At 66.9% G+C, this 20,386-nt stretch carries 20 protein-coding genes and 1 pseudogene; 15 read left to right on the top strand and 6 right to left on the bottom strand.

Annotation, left to right across the window (positions count from 1 at the left end):
• Positions 1–24: 24 nt before the first annotated feature.
• From ACCQ05_RS05850 to ACCQ05_RS05865, 4 genes are all read right to left on the bottom strand, one after another.
• Complete coding sequence (locus tag ACCQ05_RS05850) at positions 25–2,436, bottom strand: TonB-dependent receptor domain-containing protein (protein ID WP_372393211.1); 2,412 nt, start codon at positions 2,434–2,436, stop codon at positions 25–27.
• Positions 2,437–2,725: 289 nt separating this feature from the next.
• A complete protein-coding gene (locus ACCQ05_RS05855) occupies positions 2,726–3,166 on the bottom strand; it encodes a protein tyrosine phosphatase family protein (RefSeq protein WP_372393212.1) in 441 nt (146 codons plus the stop codon).
• 37 nt (positions 3,167–3,203) lie between these two features.
• On the bottom strand, positions 3,204–3,998 hold the full coding sequence (locus ACCQ05_RS05860; protein WP_372393949.1) for a sulfite exporter TauE/SafE family protein: 795 nt from the start codon (positions 3,996–3,998) through the stop codon (positions 3,204–3,206).
• Positions 3,986–4,330, bottom strand: coding sequence for an ArsR/SmtB family transcription factor (locus ACCQ05_RS05865; protein ID WP_104539157.1), 345 nt, complete (start codon positions 4,328–4,330; stop codon positions 3,986–3,988). Before ACCQ05_RS05865 ends, ACCQ05_RS05860 begins: the two co-directional genes overlap by 13 nt.
• An 85-nt stretch (positions 4,331–4,415) precedes the next feature.
• Between ACCQ05_RS05865 and ACCQ05_RS05870 the strand changes: the two genes are divergently transcribed.
• The 3 genes and pseudogenes from ACCQ05_RS05870 to ACCQ05_RS05880 all read left to right on the top strand — a co-directional run bounded on the left by ACCQ05_RS05870 (position 4,416) and on the right by ACCQ05_RS05880 (position 6,120).
• Positions 4,416–5,291, top strand: coding sequence for an MBL fold metallo-hydrolase (locus ACCQ05_RS05870; RefSeq protein ID WP_372393213.1), 876 nt, complete (start codon positions 4,416–4,418; stop codon positions 5,289–5,291).
• Positions 5,288–5,701 (top strand): YeeE/YedE family protein, encoded by a 414-nt coding sequence (locus ACCQ05_RS05875; RefSeq protein ID WP_228961351.1) that lies wholly within the window; start codon positions 5,288–5,290, stop codon positions 5,699–5,701. Before ACCQ05_RS05870 ends, ACCQ05_RS05875 begins: the two co-directional genes overlap by 4 nt.
• A gap of 2 nt (positions 5,702–5,703) precedes the next feature.
• A pseudogene (locus ACCQ05_RS05880) lies at positions 5,704–6,120 on the top strand (DUF6691 family protein).
• 225 nt (positions 6,121–6,345) lie between these two features.
• Here the strand turns inward: ACCQ05_RS05880 and ACCQ05_RS05885 are convergent.
• Positions 6,346–7,590: an MFS transporter gene (locus ACCQ05_RS05885; protein WP_372393214.1), complete on the bottom strand. Its 1,245-nt coding sequence runs from the start codon at positions 7,588–7,590 to the stop codon at positions 6,346–6,348.
• 392 nt (positions 7,591–7,982) lie between these two features.
• On the opposite strand from ACCQ05_RS05885, the gene ACCQ05_RS05890 reads away from it, so the two are divergent.
• Together ACCQ05_RS05890 and ACCQ05_RS05895 are read left to right on the top strand one after the other, a co-directional pair.
• Positions 7,983–8,294 (top strand): FmdB family zinc ribbon protein, encoded by a 312-nt coding sequence (locus tag ACCQ05_RS05890; RefSeq protein WP_372393215.1) that lies wholly within the window; start codon positions 7,983–7,985, stop codon positions 8,292–8,294.
• Positions 8,295–8,350: 56 nt separating this feature from the next.
• Positions 8,351–8,938: a hypothetical protein gene (locus ACCQ05_RS05895; protein WP_372393951.1), complete on the top strand. Its 588-nt coding sequence runs from the start codon at positions 8,351–8,353 to the stop codon at positions 8,936–8,938.
• A gap of 99 nt (positions 8,939–9,037) precedes the next feature.
• Here ACCQ05_RS05895 and ACCQ05_RS05900 read toward each other — a convergent pair whose 3' ends face one another.
• Complete coding sequence (locus ACCQ05_RS05900) at positions 9,038–9,805, bottom strand: DUF3011 domain-containing protein (protein ID WP_372393216.1); 768 nt, start codon at positions 9,803–9,805, stop codon at positions 9,038–9,040.
• A gap of 157 nt (positions 9,806–9,962) precedes the next feature.
• On the opposite strand from ACCQ05_RS05900, the gene aspS reads away from it, so the two are divergent.
• From aspS to ybgC, 10 genes are all read left to right on the top strand, one after another.
• Positions 9,963–11,729: an aspartate--tRNA ligase gene (gene aspS, locus ACCQ05_RS05905; RefSeq protein WP_372393217.1), complete on the top strand. Its 1,767-nt coding sequence runs from the start codon at positions 9,963–9,965 to the stop codon at positions 11,727–11,729.
• Positions 11,730–12,156: 427 nt separating this feature from the next.
• Positions 12,157–12,684, top strand: coding sequence for a GNAT family N-acetyltransferase (locus tag ACCQ05_RS05910; RefSeq protein ID WP_064510034.1), 528 nt, complete (start codon positions 12,157–12,159; stop codon positions 12,682–12,684).
• Between the two features lie 157 nt (positions 12,685–12,841).
• Positions 12,842–13,519 carry an esterase/lipase family protein gene (locus ACCQ05_RS05915; RefSeq protein ID WP_372393218.1) on the top strand — a complete coding sequence of 226 codons (678 nt, stop codon included), beginning with the start codon at positions 12,842–12,844 and terminating at the stop codon, positions 13,517–13,519.
• 89 nt (positions 13,520–13,608) lie between these two features.
• Complete coding sequence (locus tag ACCQ05_RS05920; protein ID WP_372393219.1) at positions 13,609–14,337, top strand: YebC/PmpR family DNA-binding transcriptional regulator; 729 nt, start codon at positions 13,609–13,611, stop codon at positions 14,335–14,337.
• Between the two features lie 112 nt (positions 14,338–14,449).
• Positions 14,450–14,974 (top strand): crossover junction endodeoxyribonuclease RuvC, encoded by a 525-nt coding sequence (gene ruvC, locus ACCQ05_RS05925; RefSeq protein WP_228961359.1) that lies wholly within the window; start codon positions 14,450–14,452, stop codon positions 14,972–14,974.
• A gap of 157 nt (positions 14,975–15,131) precedes the next feature.
• The gene (gene ruvA / locus ACCQ05_RS05930) at positions 15,132–15,716 is read left to right on the top strand and encodes a Holliday junction branch migration protein RuvA (protein WP_228961360.1); all 585 of its coding nucleotides are present in this window, start codon (positions 15,132–15,134) and stop codon (positions 15,714–15,716) included.
• Between the two features lie 53 nt (positions 15,717–15,769).
• Positions 15,770–17,677, top strand: a complete 1,908-nt coding sequence (locus tag ACCQ05_RS05935) for a potassium transporter Kup (protein ID WP_104539171.1) — start codon at positions 15,770–15,772, stop codon at positions 17,675–17,677.
• 2 nt (positions 17,678–17,679) lie between these two features.
• The gene (locus ACCQ05_RS05940) at positions 17,680–18,798 is read left to right on the top strand and encodes an SMI1/KNR4 family protein (protein WP_372393221.1); all 1,119 of its coding nucleotides are present in this window, start codon (positions 17,680–17,682) and stop codon (positions 18,796–18,798) included.
• 39 nt (positions 18,799–18,837) lie between these two features.
• Entirely contained in the window at positions 18,838–19,875 is a 1,038-nt protein-coding gene (ruvB, locus tag ACCQ05_RS05945) for a Holliday junction branch migration DNA helicase RuvB (RefSeq protein WP_228961362.1), read from the top strand.
• Between the two features lie 52 nt (positions 19,876–19,927).
• Positions 19,928–20,386 (top strand): tol-pal system-associated acyl-CoA thioesterase, encoded by a 459-nt coding sequence (gene ybgC, locus ACCQ05_RS05950; protein ID WP_372393222.1) that lies wholly within the window; start codon positions 19,928–19,930, stop codon positions 20,384–20,386.

The raw sequence follows: 20,386 nt of genomic DNA on the forward strand, positions 1-20,386 counted from the left end.
CACCACTCACCGGTCGATCTGCCGTTACAGATCCAGCGTCAGCGTCAAACCGACCGTGCGCGGCGCCGCGATAAACGCGCTGTCGCTGCCGTCCACGCCTTCCAGGTAGCGTTTGTCGGTGAGGTTGCTGACGTTGAGCGCCAACTGCAGGCCCTTCAGCTGCGAGGACAGCTGCGACAGTTCCAGCCCCAGGTTGGCATCGAAGGTGGTCACGCCATCGAGCGCGGCGCGGTTGGAGGCGTCCAGGTAGCGCTTGCCCAGATAGCGACCGGACACTCCGAAGCGCCATGCCTGCCCGCGCCAGTCGGCCGACATGACCACGGTATTGCGCGGTTGGCCGATCACCTGCGCGCCTGGGGTGATCTCCAGCGCGGCATCGCGCGCGGCGTCGCCACTGCCGAGGTAATCGGCCTTGTTGTAGGTGTAGGCGCCATTGAGGCGCCAACCGTTGTCCCAGCCATAGCCCAGCGCCGCCTCCACGCCGCGTGCATGCACGCCGCCGAAGTTTTCGTACACGCCGTCGGTCTCGCCCAGATAGTCGATGCCGGTGACGAAGTTGGCCGGCACGTAGACGATGCGGTTGTCGAAGCGGATGTCGTACAGGGTGACGCTGCCGGTCAACGGCCAGCGGCTGATGCGCAGGCCCAGTTCGATATTGTCGGCGGTTTCCGGCTGCACGCGGCTGAGTGCGACCGGGTCGGTTTCACCGAGCACGCCGGAGGGAATCGCGGCGAAGTTCTGCGAATACCCGGCGAAGGCCTCCAGGCCCTGCACCGGCGTGGTCCAGGTCAGCCCGGCCGACAGCAATGGGTCCGAATGCGCATCCGACTCCACGTGCTGCGCATCGCCGATGCGGCGGTCGCGGGCCTGGTCGAGAAAGAACTGCTTCACGCCCACGCGCCAGGCGAAGGCGCCGTACCGCATCACGTCTTCCACGTAATACATCTGCTCGTCGGTTTGATAGTCGTCCTTGAACTGCACCCAGTACGGCTGATGGTCGAATGCAATGTTGGTGCCCACGTTGAGCAGGCGATGCCAGTCGCGGGTGACGCTGCGCTCAACGCGTTCCAGCCACGCGCCGGCACGCACGGTGTTGTCGATCGGCCCAAGGGCGTGTCGCCATTCCACATCGGCCATGGCGCCGGCGCGGTGGTTGTCGTAATGGCTGTGGCGATAGGACTGCACCGGCACCGAGCCGGCCGGATAGCAGGCCGGGTTGGACTCGGCCGGCACCGCATCGCTGCCGCTGCAACCGGCCAGCATGGTCGCGGCTGCGCCGCCCGGGGTCAGGTAATACAGCTTGCCAAGATCGCTGCCGCCATACACGGTGCTGCCGCCGCGCGCCTCCGATTCCCGCGCACCCACACCATCGTTGGTGACGTCCACCAGATACGGCGGAATCCAGTCGCCGCGGCCCTGCATGCGATGCGCATAGCCGGTGAGCGTGGTCTTGAACCCGTTGCCGCCATCGAAGGCGCCGCGCAGGTAGCCGAAGGTGTTCTTGCGCAATGCACGCGAGCCGGAGCGGTAGTTCTGGTCCAGATACGGGATGCCGGTGAGCGTTCCAGTCAACAGGTCGTGCTCGGGGTCGCGCGCGAACTGCTCCGGCGTCACGCTGGTGTATTCGGATTCGTCGGCATCGTCGTAGGAGGCATAGCCGCTGAGCGTCCACGTGTCCAACGCACTGACGAACTTGCCGGCCAGATGATCGCGGCTGGTGTGGCCGCTACCGTCGATCCAGTCGTCGTTGCGTGCCGACGAGCCGCTGATCCAGGCGCGGGTGCTCCCACCGAGCAGGCCGGTGTCGTAGCGCGCGTAGTATTTGCGCGCCTGGTTGTCGCCGATGCCGCCGATCACCCGTACGCGCTGTTCTTCCAGCGGCTCGCCGGTGAGGTAGTTCAAGGTGCCGCCCAGTGCTTCGTTCGAGCGCGAGCCGATATCGGCGGTGCCCTGGCTCACTTCCACCGTCTCCAGGTCCGGCATGTCGATGAAGCGGTTGGCCTTGGAGCCGCCGCCATAGGCCGAACCGCCATTGGGCACGCCATCGATGGTGGTGCCGATCTGCTGCGTATCGCGGTTGCTGACAAAGCCGCGCATGCTGATCTGCGTGCCCCAATCGGACGAGCCGAACGCATCGGCTTCGGTCACCACCACACCCGGCAGTTCGTTGAGTGCGTCGTTGACGCTGCCCATCACGAACTGGCGGTCCAGCATCTCCTTGCTTACCGTGGTCTTGGAATAGGTCATCGCCTGGCCGACCACCTGCACCTGATCCAGCGTGGAGACCTGCTCGCCATCGCTATTGCCGGCTGCAAGCGGCGCGGATGGTGCTGCGCCGTCGGAGACCTGTTGCGCGTATGCGGGAAAGGTCAGCGGAACCAGCAGCAAGGCAAGCGTGGCCGGAGGGCGCACGCGCGGGCAGGACATCGAATCCATTGCAATCCAGCAGGCGAAGGAGGGGATGGCCGCAGCCTGCCGCGCTTGCGTTGCGTGATGATGACCGCGCAACCGATGCGGCTGTGATCACCCAATCGATGCTGCCCCGGGGCCGGTTGCCAGGGCGAGCGGTTACCGCTGTCTGGGTGCCGAAGCGCAGTGCTTTGGCGTGAGATGCCAGGGCCGTGGTATGGGTCCCCGATGCTGGAAGGGGCTTCGCCGTTACGGCTTTTGAAGGTGCAATCGACGTCACGATCACCGGATCATAAGCGCCTATCCACGGCGCGGGTCAGCGCTGCGTACCCGCCGTTTGAGCAAGCGCGATCACGGCAGGTTCCAGTGTCTTCAGGCCGGCAGCGCGTCCATGTTCGAGTGCCGCGGCAAGCGGTGTTCCCCGGTTGAACACCTGGTCGAGCGCAACCATCGCACCTACGCGGTTGGAGCTGGCGCAGTGGATCAAGACCTCGCCCTCGCGGCGGGCCTGATCGAGCATCCGTCCGAACGCATGTATCCGGGTGGTGTCAAGATCACTGGCATCGGCGATCGGTAGCGTGGCGTATCGCAGGCCAAGTCGGTCAGCTTCCATCGCTTCGTCGTAGTCCACCGGCTCCTCGGGTGTGCGTAGGTTGATCACCGTTCGCACACCCTTGCGGGCAAGCTCGGCCAATTGAAGCTGCGTCGGTTGGCCGCTGGCGTAATGGCCTTCAACAAACAGTATGGGAGTCGTCATCGAATGGATTCCGGCGACACGTGGGCGGGAATGACGTTTAGAGCCAGCCAAACGCGCTGGCAGCACGCAACAGCATGTAGAGCGCAACAGCAACGATCAGGCCGGCGAGAACGAGGTTGAGCAAGCCATTGCGGTGGGCCAGGCGCGTGGCCAGACGCGCGCCGAACAGGCTGCCGACCGCTCCACCGGAGATGAAGATTCCAGCCAACGACCAGGCGACCAGGCCGGAGCTGGCATAACTGATGGCGGTTGTCAGGCCAAACGCGCTGACCGCCACCAGTGAGGAGCCGACCGCGAACAGAATCGGCATGCCGGTCGACGCGATGAGGCCGGGAACGACCAGAAATCCCCCGCCGATGCCAAAGAAGCCGGAGAGCAGGCCGGTGGCTGCGCCGGCCCCCAGCAGCTTGGGCGCATTGCTCCGGTTGAACATCACGGAAGGGTCGCCATCGCGGCCGCGCGAGCGCACCATCATGCCGGCCACGGCCAGCATCAACAGGGCAAACAGCGCGAGCAACTTCTGCCCATCCATCGTCTTGCCCAGCGTCGCACCGAACCATGCGCCCACCACGCCGGCTGTCGCAAATGCCGCTGCACAGCGCCATTTGACGTTGTGCTTGCGAGCATGATTGGTCAAACCGATCAGCGCGTTGGCCGCTACCGCCAGTGCGCTGGTTCCGATCGCCACGTGCGGATCCTGCACGCCCACCAGATAGACCATGAGCGGCACCGCCAGGATCGAACCGCCGCCGCCGACCAGTCCGAGCGTGAACCCCACTGCGCCTCCCGCCAGTGCGGCCAGCACGATTTGCAGGGAGGTCACTGCCTGGATTCCTGGCCACCGCAATACGCGGCGCACAACGCATCGATGACGCTGACAGCCGGGCCCTCGGCGAGCGCGTAGTAGATGGTCTGCGACTCGCGGCGCGTGGTGACAAGGGCCATCTCGCGCAACACCGCAAGATGCTGCGAGAGCGCCGACATGCTCAGGCCCGTGATTGGCTGCAGGTCCCCTACCGAGGATTCGCCTTCGACAAGCTGGCAGAGCACAAGCAGGCGCGCCGGATGCGCCAACGCCTTGAGCAGCGCTGCCGCCTCATCGGCATAGCGCAACATCTGTTCGGGAGACGGGATCGACCTCTTTTGCTTCGGTGAACGGCTCATGGCTGCTTGCTTGAGAATTTTCTTGAAAACAGGTGTAGGATGACCTAATTTAGGTAAAACTAAATAAAAGCGCAAGGCAATCCGGATGAATCCGCAGGTTCGAAGCTTCTACGATTCAGCGACGTCCACCTTCACGCATCTGGTGTATGACCAGGACGGCGGACGCTGCGCCATTGTCGACCCGGTATTGGACTACGACTCCGCCCAGGCCCGGACCCAGACCGCATCGGCAGATCGCGTGCTTGCGTTTGCGGACCAACACGCCTTGCGCGTGGACTGGATCCTGGAGACCCATGCACATGCCGACCACCTGACCGCTGCGGCCTACCTCAAGCGCAAGACCGGAGCGCGCGTGGCCATCGGCCATGGCATTACCCGGGTGCAGGAACGTTTCAAGGCGTTGTTCGGACTTGAGCGTGAGTTTGCGACAGATGGTCGCCAGTTCGATCGGCTGTTTGCCGATGGGGAGACGTTTGCGATCGGCCAGCTGCAGGCGCGTGCAATCGCCACGCCGGGCCACACCGACGACAGCCTCACTTATCTCATCGGCGATGCGGCGTTCGTGGGTGACACGGTATTTGCTCCCGAAACAGGAACCGCGCGGGCGGATTTTCCGGGTGGCGATGCGCGCAAGCTGTATCGCTCCATCCATACGCTATTCGATCTGCCGCGCGATACGCGCCTGTTCCTCTGCCACGACTACCCGTCCACCGGACGCCAGGCGCACGCGCTGAGCTCGCTGGAAGATCAGGCGCAGCGCAATGTCCATATTGGCGGTGGGATAGGCGAAGCTGCATTCGTGAAGATGAGGACCGAACGCGATGCCACCCTGGCTGCGCCCAGGCTGATCCTTCCCTCCTTGCAGGTGAATATCCGTGCGGGCGAGTTGCCCCCGCCTGGCGCCAATGGCATCCGGTACTTGCGGCTCCCTTTGAACCAGCTGGGAGTCGACGCATCGTGACATGGCTCATCCCCCTTTCCGGTGGCGTACTGATCGGCCTGTCCGCAACGCTTCTGCTTTGGCTGAATGGTCGCATCGCCGGCGTCAGCGGAATCCTCGCCGGCCTGCTGGTTCCGAAGGCAGGGGATGTGTGGTGGCGGGCGATGTTTCTGCTTGGCTTGATCGTCGCCGCGGGCCTGTACATGTGGCTGGTTCCAGGTGCGCCGCTGCCCCGTAGCGACCATGCTCGCCTGGGTCTGATTGCCGCCGGTCTGCTGGTCGGCCTGGGCACCCGCATGGGCAATGGCTGCACCAGCGGTCACGGCGTGTGCGGGCTCGGTCTGTTTTCGTTGCGCTCCGCGGCCGCAGTCCTCACGTTCATGGTCACTGCGATGGCGACGGTGTTCGTCGTCAAACACCTGTGGAATTGACGATGAAGAAGCTTTCGTTTGCGGCCTTGCTGTCCGGGGTGCTGTTCGGGCTGGGGCTGGCCATGTCCGGCATGACCGATGCGCGCCGCGTCCTCGGCTTCCTCGACGTGTTCGGTCAGTTCGACCCATCCTTGGTCCTCGTTCTCGGCGGTGCCGTTGCTACCACCGCCATGGCGTTCCGCTTCGTGCTACGCCGCAACAGGCCCGTGCTTGCCGAGACGTTTCAACTGGCCAGCGCGCGACCGGTAGACCGCCGGTTGCTGGCCGGCGCAGCCCTGTTCGGAATTGGTTGGGGTCTTGCCGGCTATTGCCCGGGACCTGCGCTCGCCGGGCTGTGAACCGGCTCGGTGGAGGCCTTGTGGTTCGTTCCCGCGATGCTTGCCGGAATGGCGATGCATCGCGTCCTTGAGCGCGCATGACACTTGCACCGCTCAGCCTTCAGTGCGACATGTGGCCGTGTGGCCGCGGCGGCATCGCAACAGTGCCGGATGCCTTGCGAGGTGTGAGCGCAGTGCAGGGTGCACTTGCTGCTTGCGCGATGCGTCCGGGCATGCAGACGCTCTGTCGGTGTCCAGGCTGGCGGAGATCTTCGAAGGCGGCACGGTGCTGAAGCAGACCTGGCGGTTGCCGCTTGTTCGCTGTCGTCAGTCGCGCGTGCTGCGTGGCGCCGTTTCGGCCTGCTGCGTTTCCGGCATCAATTCCAGTGCCGATGGCGTGGTGCGCAGCATCGGACGGAACGCAATGGGGTGGGTGCGACGGCGCGCAAAGCGCAGCAGCCGCGACAGCGTAAAGCCGGCCAGCGCCAGCAACATCACGGCGAAATACACCGGCAAGGCGGCCGGGCCGAACTTCTGCATCGCGCCGCCGGCCAGTGCCGGGCCGATGGCCGCGCCCACGCCATGCACCAGCAGCAGGCTGCTGCAGCCGGACAACAGCTCTTCGCGCGGCAGATAGTCCAGCATGTGCGCCACCGCAAACGGGTACAGCGAAAACGCCAGCCCGCCATAGACGAAGAACAGCACGAACAGCAGTGTGGTCTGCGCCTGCACCATCGGCACGGCCGCGGCGATGGCAATGCCGGCAGCCAGTACGCTGACCGCGACCAGGCCGATCCGGCGGTCGTGGCCATCGCTGATGCGCCCGATCGGCCACTGCAATACCGCGCCGCCCACGATGGCGGTGAGCATGAACATCGCCACGCCGTCGGCATCCAGCCCGATGCGGTTGGCGTATACCGGCAGCAGGCCCCAGAACGCGCCCATCGCCAGGCCGGAAAGGCCGGCGCCCAACGTCGCCACCGGCGCCAGCGCATACAACGTGACCAGCCGCAGCCGCGAGACCTGCGGCACCTCGGGCGGGATCAGCCGCGTGGTCATCACCGGCATGACGGCTGCACAGAACAGGATCGCCGTCAGCGTGAACATCGCCGGTGCGCCTGCATCGCCAATGGTGAGCAGGATCTGCCCCAGTGCCAACGCCGACAGGTTGATCGCCATGTACACCGAAAACACCCGGCTGCGCCGGCGCGCATCCGGCTCGGCGTTGAGCCAGCTTTCGATCACCGTGTACAGGCCTACCAGGGCCGCACCGGTGACCAGCCGCAGCACGCCCCAACCCCATGGGGTCAGCCAGATCGGATGCAGCAGCACCGCAATGGCCGCCAGCGATGCATAGAACGCGAAGGCGCGGATATGCCCGATGCGCCGGATCAGCGGCGGTGCGAAGAAGGTGCCCAGAAAGAAGCCGGCAAAGTAGCCGGACATGATCAGCCCCAGCGCACGCGCGTCGAAGCCGGCCAGGCCGCCGCGTACGGCAAGCAAGGTACCCAGCAGCCCGCTGCCGGTCAGCAACAGGGCAACGCCAAGCAGCAGGGCGGTCAACCGCAGCATGGATGCGGCACTCGTGGGGAGAACGTCGCGTCGATCACGGCATCGAGTGTAGCAGTCCGGTGGATGCGGCCAGCGCGGCCCGGCGTGATGCGGCTGGCAGATTCGCAGCGAACCACCCGCAGCAACGGGACCCGGGCAGACGAAGCGAATCGCCATATGCATGCAGTCCCGCACGCGCAGTGGCTGCGTATGCGTCGCACCGGCCGGCCATGCGCGCGTGCGCGCCAACGGACGTTGCGTGGCAACGCTGCTACGCGCGGCATCTGCGGCGAGCACTTCGACAACACGGCGAGGTTGCCGGCCTTGCCGCGCATCGCGGCGCGCCGTTGCGCCAGCGCCTGCGCATCCGTCTAGAATCTGCGCCCCCGCATCGTCTTCCAATAGCCTTCGTCATGCCCATCTACGCGTTCCAGTGCACCACCTGCGGCCACTCGTTCGACCGCCTGCAGAAGATGGCCGACCCCGATCCGCAGACCTGCCCGGCCTGCGCCGCAGCCACCATCAAGCGCCAGGTCACCGCGCCGGCGTTCCGCTTGTCCGGCAGCGGCTGGTACGAGACCGATTTCAAGTCGGCCGGCGAAAAGAAGAAGAACCTCACCGAAACCAGTGGCGGCGGCGACGCCAAGCCAGCAGCTGCCAGCGACAGCAAACCGGCCGCTCCGGCCGCCCCGGCTCCGGCCAAGCCGGCGTCCGACAAGGCGTGATCACGGCAAGGCGCGGCCGGGTCGCCAGGCTGGCGCTGCACTGCTGGCCAGGGCTGCTGGTCGCGGTACTGAGCGGATGCATCGTCTGCGCCCCGTCGAGCCGCGCCAACCCGGACGCGCCGGCGGATCGCTTCCTGGCTGCGCTCGCCGCCTCCTGCGGGCAGGCCTTTGCCGGCCGCGTGCTGGTCGACACGCCCGCATCGGCCACGCCCGGCCCGTTTGCCGGCAAGGCATTGGTGATGCATGTGCGCGGTTGCCAGGAGCCGACGCGCACGCTGCTGGTGCCGTTGCACGTGGGCGAGGACCATTCGCGCACCTGGGTGCTGACCCGCACTCCGGTCGGCCTGCGGCTCAGGCACGACCATCGCCATGCCGACGGCAGCGCCGATGCACTGACCGGCTACGGTGGGGACAGCACGAGCGCCGGCAGCGCCAGCCGCCAGGAATTCCCGGTGGATGCCGACTCGATTGCCTTGTTCAAGCAATTGGGTGCCACTGCCTCGTTGCACAACACCTGGACCATCGAGGTCGAGCCAGGCCGGCGCGTGGTGTATGAGCTGAGTCGCCCGGACGGGCGGCTGTTTCGGGTGGCGTTCGATCTTACCCAGCCGGTCGCGTTGCCGCCCGCGCCGTGGGGCGGTTGAACGGGGCGGGCGTCTGCTGCCTGTCGCCGACGGTGCGCGCCCGGCTTGCGCCGCATGCGGTGTGGGCCCGACTACGGCGCATCCATGCGCCGCTCCGGATCAGCGTGCGTCGAAGCGTGCGCGGCAACCGTCGTTGACCCAGACGGTGGAGCGGCGCGGGTCGTAGCCCCAGGTGCGACCTTCTTCGCAACGGGTGTTCGAGAGTTGCCGGGTCAACACCGGGCGGCCGGCGCGGCCGTTCCAGTCGCAGGTGCGCAGGCGGCGGTCGTCGCTGCTGCAGGTCACCGAGTAATTGCCGTCGGGGCGGCCGCCGTACCCGTCATCGCGATCCCAACCGCCGCCGCGGGCCTGCGCAAACTCGGCCCGGCACCCGTCGTCCACCCAGATCCGGCCGCTCTCCTGGTGCCAGTTGCGGCCTTCCACACAGGGGGTGCCCGAAAGCTGGCGTACGATCATGGCGCGCCGCCAGCCGGTGTTGCAGATCGCCTGGCGCTGGTCGCGGCTCTCGCAGCGCACGGTGCCGGCGGCGGCGTTGCCAGGGCGGTCGTCGCCGCCATTCCAGCCGCCACCGCCCCAGCCGCCACGCGCCTCGACGAAGCGGCCACGGCAACCGTTATCCACCCAGATCCGGCCGCGCTCGCTGCCCCAGTTGCGGCCTTCGATGCAGCGGGTGCCGGAGATGTTCTCCACCAGCGCGGCGCGCCCGCGAAACGGGGTGTCGCACTCGCGGCGGCGGCTGTCGTTGCTGGAACAGGTGATGCCGGGGCCATTGAAGCCGCGGTCCTGCGCGGCGGCGGGGCGGCTGCCCAGTGCGCCAGCGAGGGTGATCAGACTGAAGCTGGAGATCAGCAGGGCGGTGCGCAGCATCGAGGCGTCCTTGGTGCGGGAGGGGCGTGGCGCCTATTCAGCCGGGCCCTGACTTAAGCGCCGGTGACCGCCGCCGCATTTGCTCCCGCCGGCCGCCGGCCCCAGAATATCCGGCTTTCCGGCGCCGTCCTGCGTCGGGTTTTCAGCGGAGCTTTCGATGCGTACCCACTTCTGCGGCCTGGTCGACGAGACCATGATCGGCCAAACCGTCACTCTCGCCGGCTGGACCGACGTGGCCCGCAATCTGGGCGGGGTGTGCTTCATCGACCTGCGCGACCACGAAGGCATCGTGCAGGTGACGGTGGAGCCGGCCGAAGGCGACGCCAACTCCGCCGAGGTGTTCAAGGTCGCCGCCAGCCTGGGCTACGAGGACGTGCTGCAGGTCGAAGGCGTGGTGCGTGCGCGCCACGCGGTCAACGACAAGCTGCGCTCCGGCAAGGTGGAAGTGATCGCCACGCGTATCAGCATCCTCAACAAGGCCGCGCCGCTGCCGTTCCATGCGCACGAAAACCCCGGCGAGGACACCCGCCTGAAGTACCGCTATCTGGACCTGCGCCGTCCGGAGATGCAGCGCATGCAGCGCACCCGCATCAAGCTGGTGCAGGCGCTGCGCCGGCACCTGGACGCACGCGATTTCCAGGACATCGAAACCCCGATCCTGACCAAGGCCACCCCGGAAGGCGCGCGCGACTTCCTGGTGCCGGCGCGCATGCATCCGGGCGAGTTCTACGCGTTGCCGCAGAGCCCGCAGCTGTTCAAGCAGATCCTGATGGTGGCCGGCTTCGACCGCTACTACCAGATTGCACGCTGCTTCCGCGACGAGGCGCTGCGTGCCGATCGCCAGCTGGAATTCACCCAGCTGGACATGGAGTTCGCCTTCGTGCGCGAGCGCGACGTGCAGGATTTCGTCGAAGACATGATCCGCGCCATCTTCAAGGAAGTGGTGGATGTGGAGCTGGCCGCGCAGTTCCCGCGCATGACCTGGGCCGAGGCGATGCGTCGCTATGGCTCGGACAAGCCGGACCTGCGCATCGCGCTGGAACTGGTCGATGTGGCCGAGCTGGTCAAGAGCAGCGAATTCCCGGTGTTCACCGCCGCCGCCAACGATGCCGACGGTCGCGTGGCGGCGCTGCGCATCCCCGGCGGTGCCACGCTCTCGCGCAAGCAGATCGACGACTACGCCGCCCACGCCGCCAAATACGGCGCCAAGGGCCTGGCCTACATCAAGCTGTCGGAGACCGGCGAAGTCAGCTCGCCGATCGCCAAGTTCTTCTCCGAAGACGCGTTCGCCGCGCTGCTCAAGCACGTGGGTGCAGGCAATGGTGACATCGTGTTCTTCGGTGCCGGCGGCTACACCAAGGTGTCCGATTTCATGGGCGCGCTGCGCCTGAAGGCCGGCAAGGACTTCAACCTGGTCGCCGATGGCTGGGCGCCGCTGTGGGTCACCGACTTCCCGATGTTCGAATGGGACGAGGAAGCGCAGCGCTACGTCGCCCTGCATCACCCCTTCACCGCACCGGCGGTGGACGATATCGCCGACCTGCGCGCCAATGCCCGCACTGCGGTATCGCGCGGCTACGACATGGTGCTCAACGGCAATGAAATCGGCGGCGGCTCGATCCGTATCCATCGCCCGGACATGCAGGGCGCGGTGTTCGAACTGCTTGGCATCGGTGCCGACGAAGCGCGGGCCAAGTTCGGCTTCCTGCTGGATGCATTGAACTACGGCGCACCGCCGCACGGCGGCATCGCCTTCGGCATCGACCGCATCGCCGCGCTGATGGCCGGCACCGAGTCCATCCGCGACGTGATCCCGTTCCCCAAGACCACCGGCGCGCAGGACCTGATGACCGACGCCCCGTCGCCGATCGCCGCCGAGCAACTGGCCGAAGTGCACGTGCAGGTGCGTCCCAAGCAGGCCTGACCTGCATCGGGCCTGGCCACGCCAAGTGCGCGGCCAGGCGCTGCGGGACCGCACGCGGCGACACCGCGCTCCGGATCGGAGCCGTTTATACCTTTGGTGAGATGTGCGCAGGAGTCGCCATGCAAGGCATGGCACACCGCGCCGCCATGCCACCGCGACCCCGTCAGCCCGCTGCAGGCAACGGAGAGGCCGGCGCCCATCGCAGATCCTGCCGAGCCTGCCGCTTCCCGGGTCGCGGCCCCTGCTTGTCGCTCCTGCGAATCCCGAATCCCGAATCCCGACTCCCGACTCCCGACTCCCGAATCCCGACTCCCGACTCCCGACTCCCGACTCCCGAATCCCGAATCCCGAATCCCGAATCCCCCCGCTTGCACCACCAACGCCGCATGCGACAAGCTGCCACGTCCATCCGGTACGAGAAGCCCGCATGACCCGCATCCGCCGCGCCACGCCGGACGATGCCGAAGCCTTGTCGCTTCTGGCTGCGCAGACCTTTACCGAAACCTTCGGCCATCTCTACCCGCAGGAAGACCTGCGCGGCTTTCTCGAAGAGACCTACGCGGTCGAGCGCGCGCGGATCGTGCTGGCGCATCCGGACTATGCGATCTGGCTGCTGGAGCTGGACAACCTGCTGGTCGGCCATGCGGCCGCCGGGCCGTGCGGCTTGCCGCATGAGGACGTGCGCCCCGGCGACGGTGAGCTCAAGCGGCTGTATCTGCTCAAGGACTATCAAAGCAGCGGCTGGGGCAGCCGATTGTTCGAAACCGCGCTGGAGTGGCTGGAGCGCGACGGCCCGCGCACGCTGTGGATCGGCGTGTGGTCGGAAAACTTCGGCGCCCAGCGCTTCTACGCCCGCTACGGTTTCGAGAAGGTGGGCGAGTACGATTTTCCGGTCGGCAAGATCGTCGACCGCGAGTTCATCCTGCGGCGTCGGCCGATCGCTGCCGCAGGCTGAGTGAGAGGCGGGGATTGGGGGATTAGAGATTCGGGATTGGCGTGGTCCGCCGCGCCGCTTCCGTTCACGCGCCAGCACCGGGCGCTCGTACACTGCAGGTCCTGCGCCGCGTCCGCCTTGCCCGACGCCCGCGCGCCACGTTTCGGTCCTCCTGCCCTTGTCCAGCGCATCTTCGGCCCTTGCGGTCACGCCGCGACGCAGCGCGCGCAAACAATCGACCACCACCACCGCCGATGTGCTGCTGGTGCATGGCATCTGGAATACCGCGCACTGGCTGCTGCCACTGGCCCGCCGGCTGCGTGACGACGGGCTGGCGCCGGCGCTGTTCGGCTACGCCAGCGTGCTGGGCGGTCCGGCGCAGGCGGTGCCGCAGCTGATCGCGCGCGTGCGCAGCAGTGGTGCGCAGCTGCTGGTCTGTCACAGCCTGGGCGGGCTGATGGCCTTGCAGGCCTTGCATGAGGCGCCCGACCTGCCGGTGCGGCGGGTGGTCTGCCTGGGCTCGCCGCTGTGCGGCAGCGCTGCCGCGCGTGGGCTGGCCCGGCGCGGTGGCGTCTGGGCCATGGGCCGCAGCGCCGCGTTGCTGCAGCAGGGCTTTGCGCAGTGGGACGGGGCGGCCGAGATCGGTCAGGTGGCCGGCTGCATCCCGTATGGCCTCGGTCGCTGGCTGGCGCCACTGGACGGCGACTCCGACGGCACCGTGGCGCTGGCCGAAACCCGCCTGCCCGGGCTGCGCGACCACTGCGTGGTGCAGGCCAGCCACAGCGGCCTGCTGCGCTCGCCGGCTGCCGCCGCGCAGGCGCTGGCCTTCCTGCGCCAGGGCCGCTTTCGGCATTGAACATCCGCTGGCGCATGTTGCGGCCCCGGTGAGTGCAAGCAATCAGGTAAAATCCGCGCCCTGTCATCCAAGCCAGTCTGGAACCACCCATGGGTAGAGGCCCCTCCATCGAAGGCCGCAAGAACGCCTCCGACGCCAAACGCGGCAAGATGTTCACCAAGATCATCCGCGAGATCAGCGTGGCCGCCCGCGCCTGCGGCGGCGACCCGTCCAACAATCCGCGCCTGCGCACCGCCATGGACAAGGGCCTGTCGTCCAACATGTCCAAGGACGTGATGGAGCGCGCCATCAAGAAATCCACCGGCGAGCTGGAAGGGGTGGAGTACGAGGAAATCCGCTACGAAGGCTATGCGCCCGGCGGCGTGGCGGTGATCGTGGACTGCCTCACCGACAACCGCGTGCGCACCGTGGCCGATGTGCGCCATGCCTTCAGCAAGTGCGGCGGCAACATGGGCACCGAGGGCTCGGTGGCCTTCATGTTCAAGCGTCTTGGCGTGCTCAGCTTTGCCGCTGGCGTCGATGAAGACGCGCTCACCGATGCCGCCATCGAAGCCGGCGCCGACGATGTGGTGGTGTACCCGGAGGACGGCGCCATCGACGTGCTGACCGCCCCGGACGCCTTCGCCCAGGTCCGGGACGCCCTGGCCGCCGCCGGCCTGGAGCCCGCGCACGCCGAAATCACCTTTCGCGCCGAGAACGACATCGCCGTCGACAGCGACACCGCCGTGCAGGTCCGCAAGCTGCTGGACATGCTCGAAGACTTGGACGACGTGCAGGACGTGTATTCCAACGTCGATCAAGCGGCGCTTGGCGCCTGATGCAGGCCGGGATGGCGGGATTGGGCATTCGGGATTCGCGACAGCGATGGACGCACCGCGCTGCGCGCAGGTTACCAATCCCGAATCTCCAATCCCCAATCCCGGCCCCCCAATGATCCGCATTCTGGGCATCGATCCCGGCTCGCAGCGCACCGGGGTCGGCATCATCGATATCGACGAGAGCGGTCGCAGCCGGCATGTGCACCACGCGCCGCTGATGCTGCTGGGCGAGGGCGACTTCTCCCAGCGGCTCAAGCGGCTGCTGCACGGGCTGGGCGAGTTGATCGACACCTATCGGCCGCAGGAAGTGGCGATCGAGAAGGTCTTCATGGGCAAGAGCGCCGATTCGGCGCTCAAGCTCGGCCACGCCCGCGGTGCGGCGATCTGCGCGGTGGTCATGCGCGAATTGCCGGTGCACGAGTACGCGGCCACCGAAATCAAGCTCGCGCTGGTCGGCAAGGGCGGTGCGGACAAGCTGCAGGTCCAGCACATGGTCGGCATCATGCTCAACCTGAAAGGCAAGCTGCAGCCCGACGCCGCCGATGCACTGGCCGTCGCCATCACCCACGCCCATGTGCGCGCCACCGCGCAGCGCCTGGGCGTCAACACCCAACAGGCCTGGAGCCGGAAGAAATGAAGATCGGGATTCGGGAGTCGGGATTGGGGATTCGTAACGGCCGTTCCGCGCGCGCTGTGCCAATGCGGCGGTACGCGGCCCTCATCAGTGGCAGCAAGGGATCCTGCCAATCCCCAATCCCGAATGCCCAATCCCGGCACCACCGCGGCGGTGCCCAATGATCGGCCGTCTGCGCGGCATTCTGGCCTACAAGCAGCCGCCGTGGCTGGTGATCGATGTGGGCGGAGTGGGGTATGAGCTGGAGGCGCCGATGAGCACCTTCTACGACCTGCCCGATGTCGGCCGCGACGTCATCCTGTTCACCCACTACGCGCAAAAGGAAGACAGCGTCGCGCTGTACGGCTTCCTGCGCGAGGGCGAGCGGCGCCTGTTCCGCGACGTGCAGAAGGTCACCGGCATCGGCGCAAAGATCGCGTTGGCGGTGTTGTCCGGGGTGAGCGTGGACGAGTTCGCCCGGCTGATCACCAGCGGCGACATCACCGCGCTCACCCGCATTCCGGGCATCGGCAAGAAGACCGCCGAGCGCATGGTGGTGGAACTGCGCGACCGCGCGGCCGACTTCAGCAGCGGCGCGCCGATCACCGGCCAGCTCGGTCCGGATGCGGTGTCCGAGGCCACCGTCGCGCTGCAGCAACTGGGCTACAAGCCGGCCGAGGCTGCGCGCATGGCACGCGACGCCGGTGCAGACGGCGACGATGTCGCCACGGTCATCCGCAAGGCCCTCCAGGCCGCGCTGCGTTAAGCAGTCTCGGCCTTTCCCATTCTTCACGCCCTTCGGCGATACCCTGCGCACCCATGTCACAGACCTCCACTCCTGCAGCGGGCCACGGCCACGCGCCCGCCAACGGCCACATGGCCCTGGTCATCGGCGCCATCGGCGTCGTGTTCGGCGATATCGGCACCAGCCCGCTGTACACCCTGAAGGAGGCGTTCTCGCCCCACTACGGGCTGACCAGCGACCACGACACCGTGCTCGGCGTGCTGTCGCTGGCGTTCTGGGCGCTGATGATCACGGTGACGCTGAAGTACGTCACCATCATCATGCGCGCCGACAACGACGGCGAGGGCGGCATCATGGCGCTGATGGCGCTGGCCCAGCGCACTCTCAGGCATGGCTCGCGTTCGGCCTACGTGGTGGGCATCCTCGGCATCTTTGGCGCCTCGCTGTTCTTCGGCGACGGCGTGATCACTCCGGCCATCTCGGTGATGGGCGCGGTGGAAGGCCTGGAGATCGCCGCGCCCAGCCTGCACCCGTTCATCGTGCCGATCACCGTGGTGGTGCTGCTGCTGGTGTTCATGGCCCAGCGCTTCGGCACCGAAAAGGTCGGCAAGGTGTTCGGGCCGATCACCTGCCTGTGGTTCCTGTCGCTGGGGGCGATCGGCGCCTGGAACATCGTCGATGCGCCGGAAGTGATGAAGGCCTTCAATCCCTGGTGGGCGATCCGCTTCTTCCTGGAGCATGGCTGGCACGGCGTGTTCATCCTCGGCGCGGTGGTGCTGGCGGTGACCGGCGGCGAGGCGCTGTATGCGGACATGGGCCACTTCGGTGCGCGCCCGATCCGCCACGGCTGGTACTTCTTCGTGCTGCCGATGCTGCTGCTGAACTATCTGGGGCAGGGCGCGCTGGTGCTCAACCACCCGTCCGCGCTGAAAAACCCGTTCTTCGAGGCGGTGCCGGGCTGGGCGCTGTATCCGATGATCATCCTGGCTACGCTGGCGGCGGTGATCGCCTCGCAGGCGGTGATCACCGGCGCCTATTCGGTGGCGCGCCAGGCCATGCAGCTGGGCTACATCCCGCGCATGCTGGTCAAGCACACCTCGCGCGACACCATCGGGCAGATCTACGTGCCCGGCATCAATTGGCTATTGATGGTGATGGTCATCGCGCTGGTGCTGATCTTCCGCAGCTCCACCAACCTGGCGGTGGCCTACGGCATCTCGGTGTCGATGACCATGCTGATCGACACCCTGCTGCTGGCGCTGGTGGCGCGCGCGCTGTGGCCGCGCTGGCGCAGCTGGGTGCTGCCGCTGTGCGTGGTGTTCTTCATCATCGAGCTGGCCTTCGTCGTCGCCAATGGCGCCAAGCTGTTGCAGGGCGCCTGGTTCCCGCTGGCGCTGGGCATCGTGGTGTTCACCCTGATGCGCACCTGGCGCCGCGGCCGTGCGTTGCTGCGCGAGGAGATCCGCAAGGACGGTATCCGCATCGACAGCTTCCTGCCCGGGCTGATGCTGGCGCCGCCGGCGCGCGTGCCGGGCATGGCGGTGTTCCTCACCGCCGACCCGATGGTGGTGCCGCATGCGTTGATGCACAACCTCAAGCACAACAAGGTGCTGCACGAACGCAACATCTTCCTCAACGTGGACACCCTGCCGATTCCCTATGCGCCGGTGGACAAGCGTCTGCAGATCGAATCGATCGGCGACGAGTTCTATCGCGTGTACGTGCGCTTCGGCTTCATGGAAACGCCCGACGTGCCCTTGGCCTTGATGCGCTCCTGCGACCAGGGCGGCATCCATTTCGATCCGATGGACACCACCTTCTTCGCCAGCCGCGAGACCATCGTGGCCAGCGCCAACCGCGGCATGCCGATCTGGCGCGACAAGCTGTTCGCACTGATGCATCGCAATGCCGCACCGGCGACCGGGTTTTTCCGCATTCCCGGCAACCGCCTGGTCGAGTTGGGCGCGCAAGTGGAGATCTGAGCATGGCCGCGCTCAAGTGGATGGTCTACGGTCGCTCGCCGAGCCTGGACACCTTCTGGGACGAAGCACTCAACCTCGGTCGCGTGCCGGCCACCGACGCTGCAATCGCTGCAGCGCAAGCGCGGCTCGGCGTGCGCCTGCCGGCCTGGCTGCGCGGGTTGTACGCACGCTACGACGGCGGCGCGGTGCAGATGGCGCGTGGTCAGTCCCTCGAGGAGCCGGACAACTGGCTCAAGGCCGAGTGGCTGATCCCGCGTGCACGCTTGCTCGGCAGCGAGGAGCTGTTTTCTTTCGCCGAGGTCCGTGCTCGCGAGGAGTATCGCGATGACGCCTATGCCGGGCTGGCCATCGGCGGCGACGACCGCCGCCTGATCGCCATCGCCGCCGATGACCGCTCGCCGAGCCGGGCGCTGTGCCTGGATTATTCGGCATCGGATGCCGAGCCCACCCTGGTCTACGTCGATGCAGGCAAGAATCGCCGGTTGTGCGTGTTCGCCACTGTCGATGCCTTGCTCTCGCAGCTGGTCGACGTCCACTACTGGTCGCCGGCCTTGCAGGCCAAGCATGATGGAAATACGGTGCAGTGGCAGCCGCAGCCGCCCGCAGTGAACACGTTCTGGAGCGGCCCCGGGCACTGGAACGAGGCCGGGACTGCGGCCGGCAGCGATGCGCTGGCCGCCGCCGAAGCCCGGCTGGGCGTACGCCTGCCGGCACTGTTCAAACGCCTTTACGGCGTGCAGGACGGCGGCGACACCGGCTGGTGCTGGGTGCCGCGAACCCGTTTTCCCTCCGACCACTACGTGGATTGGGAATGCGTGCTGGTGGATCGCTATCTGCTGCCGTTGGCGAGCATCGGCAGCGTGCTGGATCTGGCTGCGGGCTTCGAAGACCCCACCGAGTTCCGCTCGGCGGCGTGCCTGCATGCCGGTCTGGATCAGGTGCTGGTGCTGTCGTGTCACAACGTCGATTGCCTGCTGTGCCTGGACTATCGCGCGCGCGGCCCGCAGTGCGAGCCGGAGGTGGTCTATTTCGAGCGGTGGGAGCAGCTGGTGCCGACCTGGCGCGCACCGAGCTTCGATGCGTTCTTCAGCGTGCTGCGGCAGGCCGAGCTTGATTTCTAGACCCTGGGCCATCGGTGCGCGGCATGAGAAGATGGCGGGATGACCGAGCAGCGCATCATCGCCAGCAGCTCCACCCGCGAAGACGATGCCGCCGATGCGAGCATCCGGCCCAAGCGCCTGGCCGACTATCTGGGCCAGCAGCCGGTGCGCGAGCAGATGGAAATCTACATCCAGGCTGCCAAGGCGCGCAGCGAGGCGATGGACCATGTGCTGATCTTCGGGCCGCCGGGCCTGGGCAAGACCACGCTCAGCCACGTCATCGCCAACGAGCTGGGCGTCAGCCTGCGCGTGACCTCCGGCCCGGTGATCGAAAAGGCCGGCGATCTGGCCGCGCTGCTGACCAACCTGCAGCCGCACGATGTGCTGTTCATCGACGAGATCCATCGCCTGTCGCCGGTGGTGGAAGAAGTGCTGTATCCGGCGATGGAAGATTTCCAGATCGACATCATGATCGGCGACGGCCCGGCCGCGCGCTCGATCAAGATCGATCTGCCGCCGTTCACCCTGATCGGTGCCACCACGCGTGCGGGCCTGCTGACGGCACCGCTGCGCGATCGTTTCGGCATCGTGCAACGGCTGGAGTTCTATTCGCCGGCCGAGCTGACCCGTATCGTGATCCGCTCGGCGGCGATCCTGGGCATCGATTGCACGGCCGAAGGCGCGGGCGAGATCGCACGTCGCGCCCGTGGCACGCCGCGGATCGCCAATCGCCTGCTGCGCCGGGTGCGCGACTATGCGCAGGTCAAGGCCGCCGGCCATATCGATCTGCCGGTGGCGCAGGCGGCCATGCAGATGCTGAAAGTGGATCCGGAGGGCTTCGACGAGCTCGACCGCCGCATGCTGCGCACCATCGTCGAGCACTTCGATGGGGGCCCGGTGGGCGTGGAATCGCTGGCGGCCTCGCTGTCGGAAGAACGCGGCACGCTGGAAGACGTGGTCGAGCCCTACCTGATCCAGCAGGGCTTTTTGATCCGCACCGCGCGCGGCCGCATGGTCACGCCCAAGGCCTATCTGCACCTGGGCCTAAAACCTCGGGACCGGGGACCCGGGACCGGGGACCCGGGGGAACTGTTCTGATGGCGCTCCTTTGCTCGCCCGCCCGGGCGGTCCCGATCAAAATTTCGTCCCCATGACCATCGAATCCCGATTCCCGACTCCCGACTCCCCGCCTGTATTCAGTTGGCCGACACGCGTCTACTGGGAAGATACCGACGCCGGCGGGGTGGTCTACCACGCGCGCTACGTCGCCTTTCTGGAGCGTGCGCGCACCGAATGGATGCGCGCGGCCGGTTACGGGCAGGAGGCGATGCGCCAGCAGCATGGTCTGGTGTTTGCGGTCCGCTCGATGCAACTGGATTTCCTCAAGCCGGCCCGGCTCGACGACGCGCTGTCGGTGTCGGCGGTGTTGTTGAAGTGCAAACGTGCCAGCCTGCTGTTCGCGCAGTCGGTGCGCCGCGAGGGCGAAGTGCTGCTGACTGCACAGGTGCGCATTGCCGCGCTCGGTGCCGGCGACTTCCGCCCATGCGGCATGGACGACGCGGTATATGACGTTTTGAAAGCTCTAGAAACTCCAGAATCCGATTACTGA

Origin of the sequence: Xanthomonas sp. NCPPB 3582 (assembly GCF_041475735.2) — a bacterium.
Lineage (GTDB): Bacteria > Pseudomonadota > Gammaproteobacteria > Xanthomonadales > Xanthomonadaceae > Xanthomonas > Xanthomonas codiaei.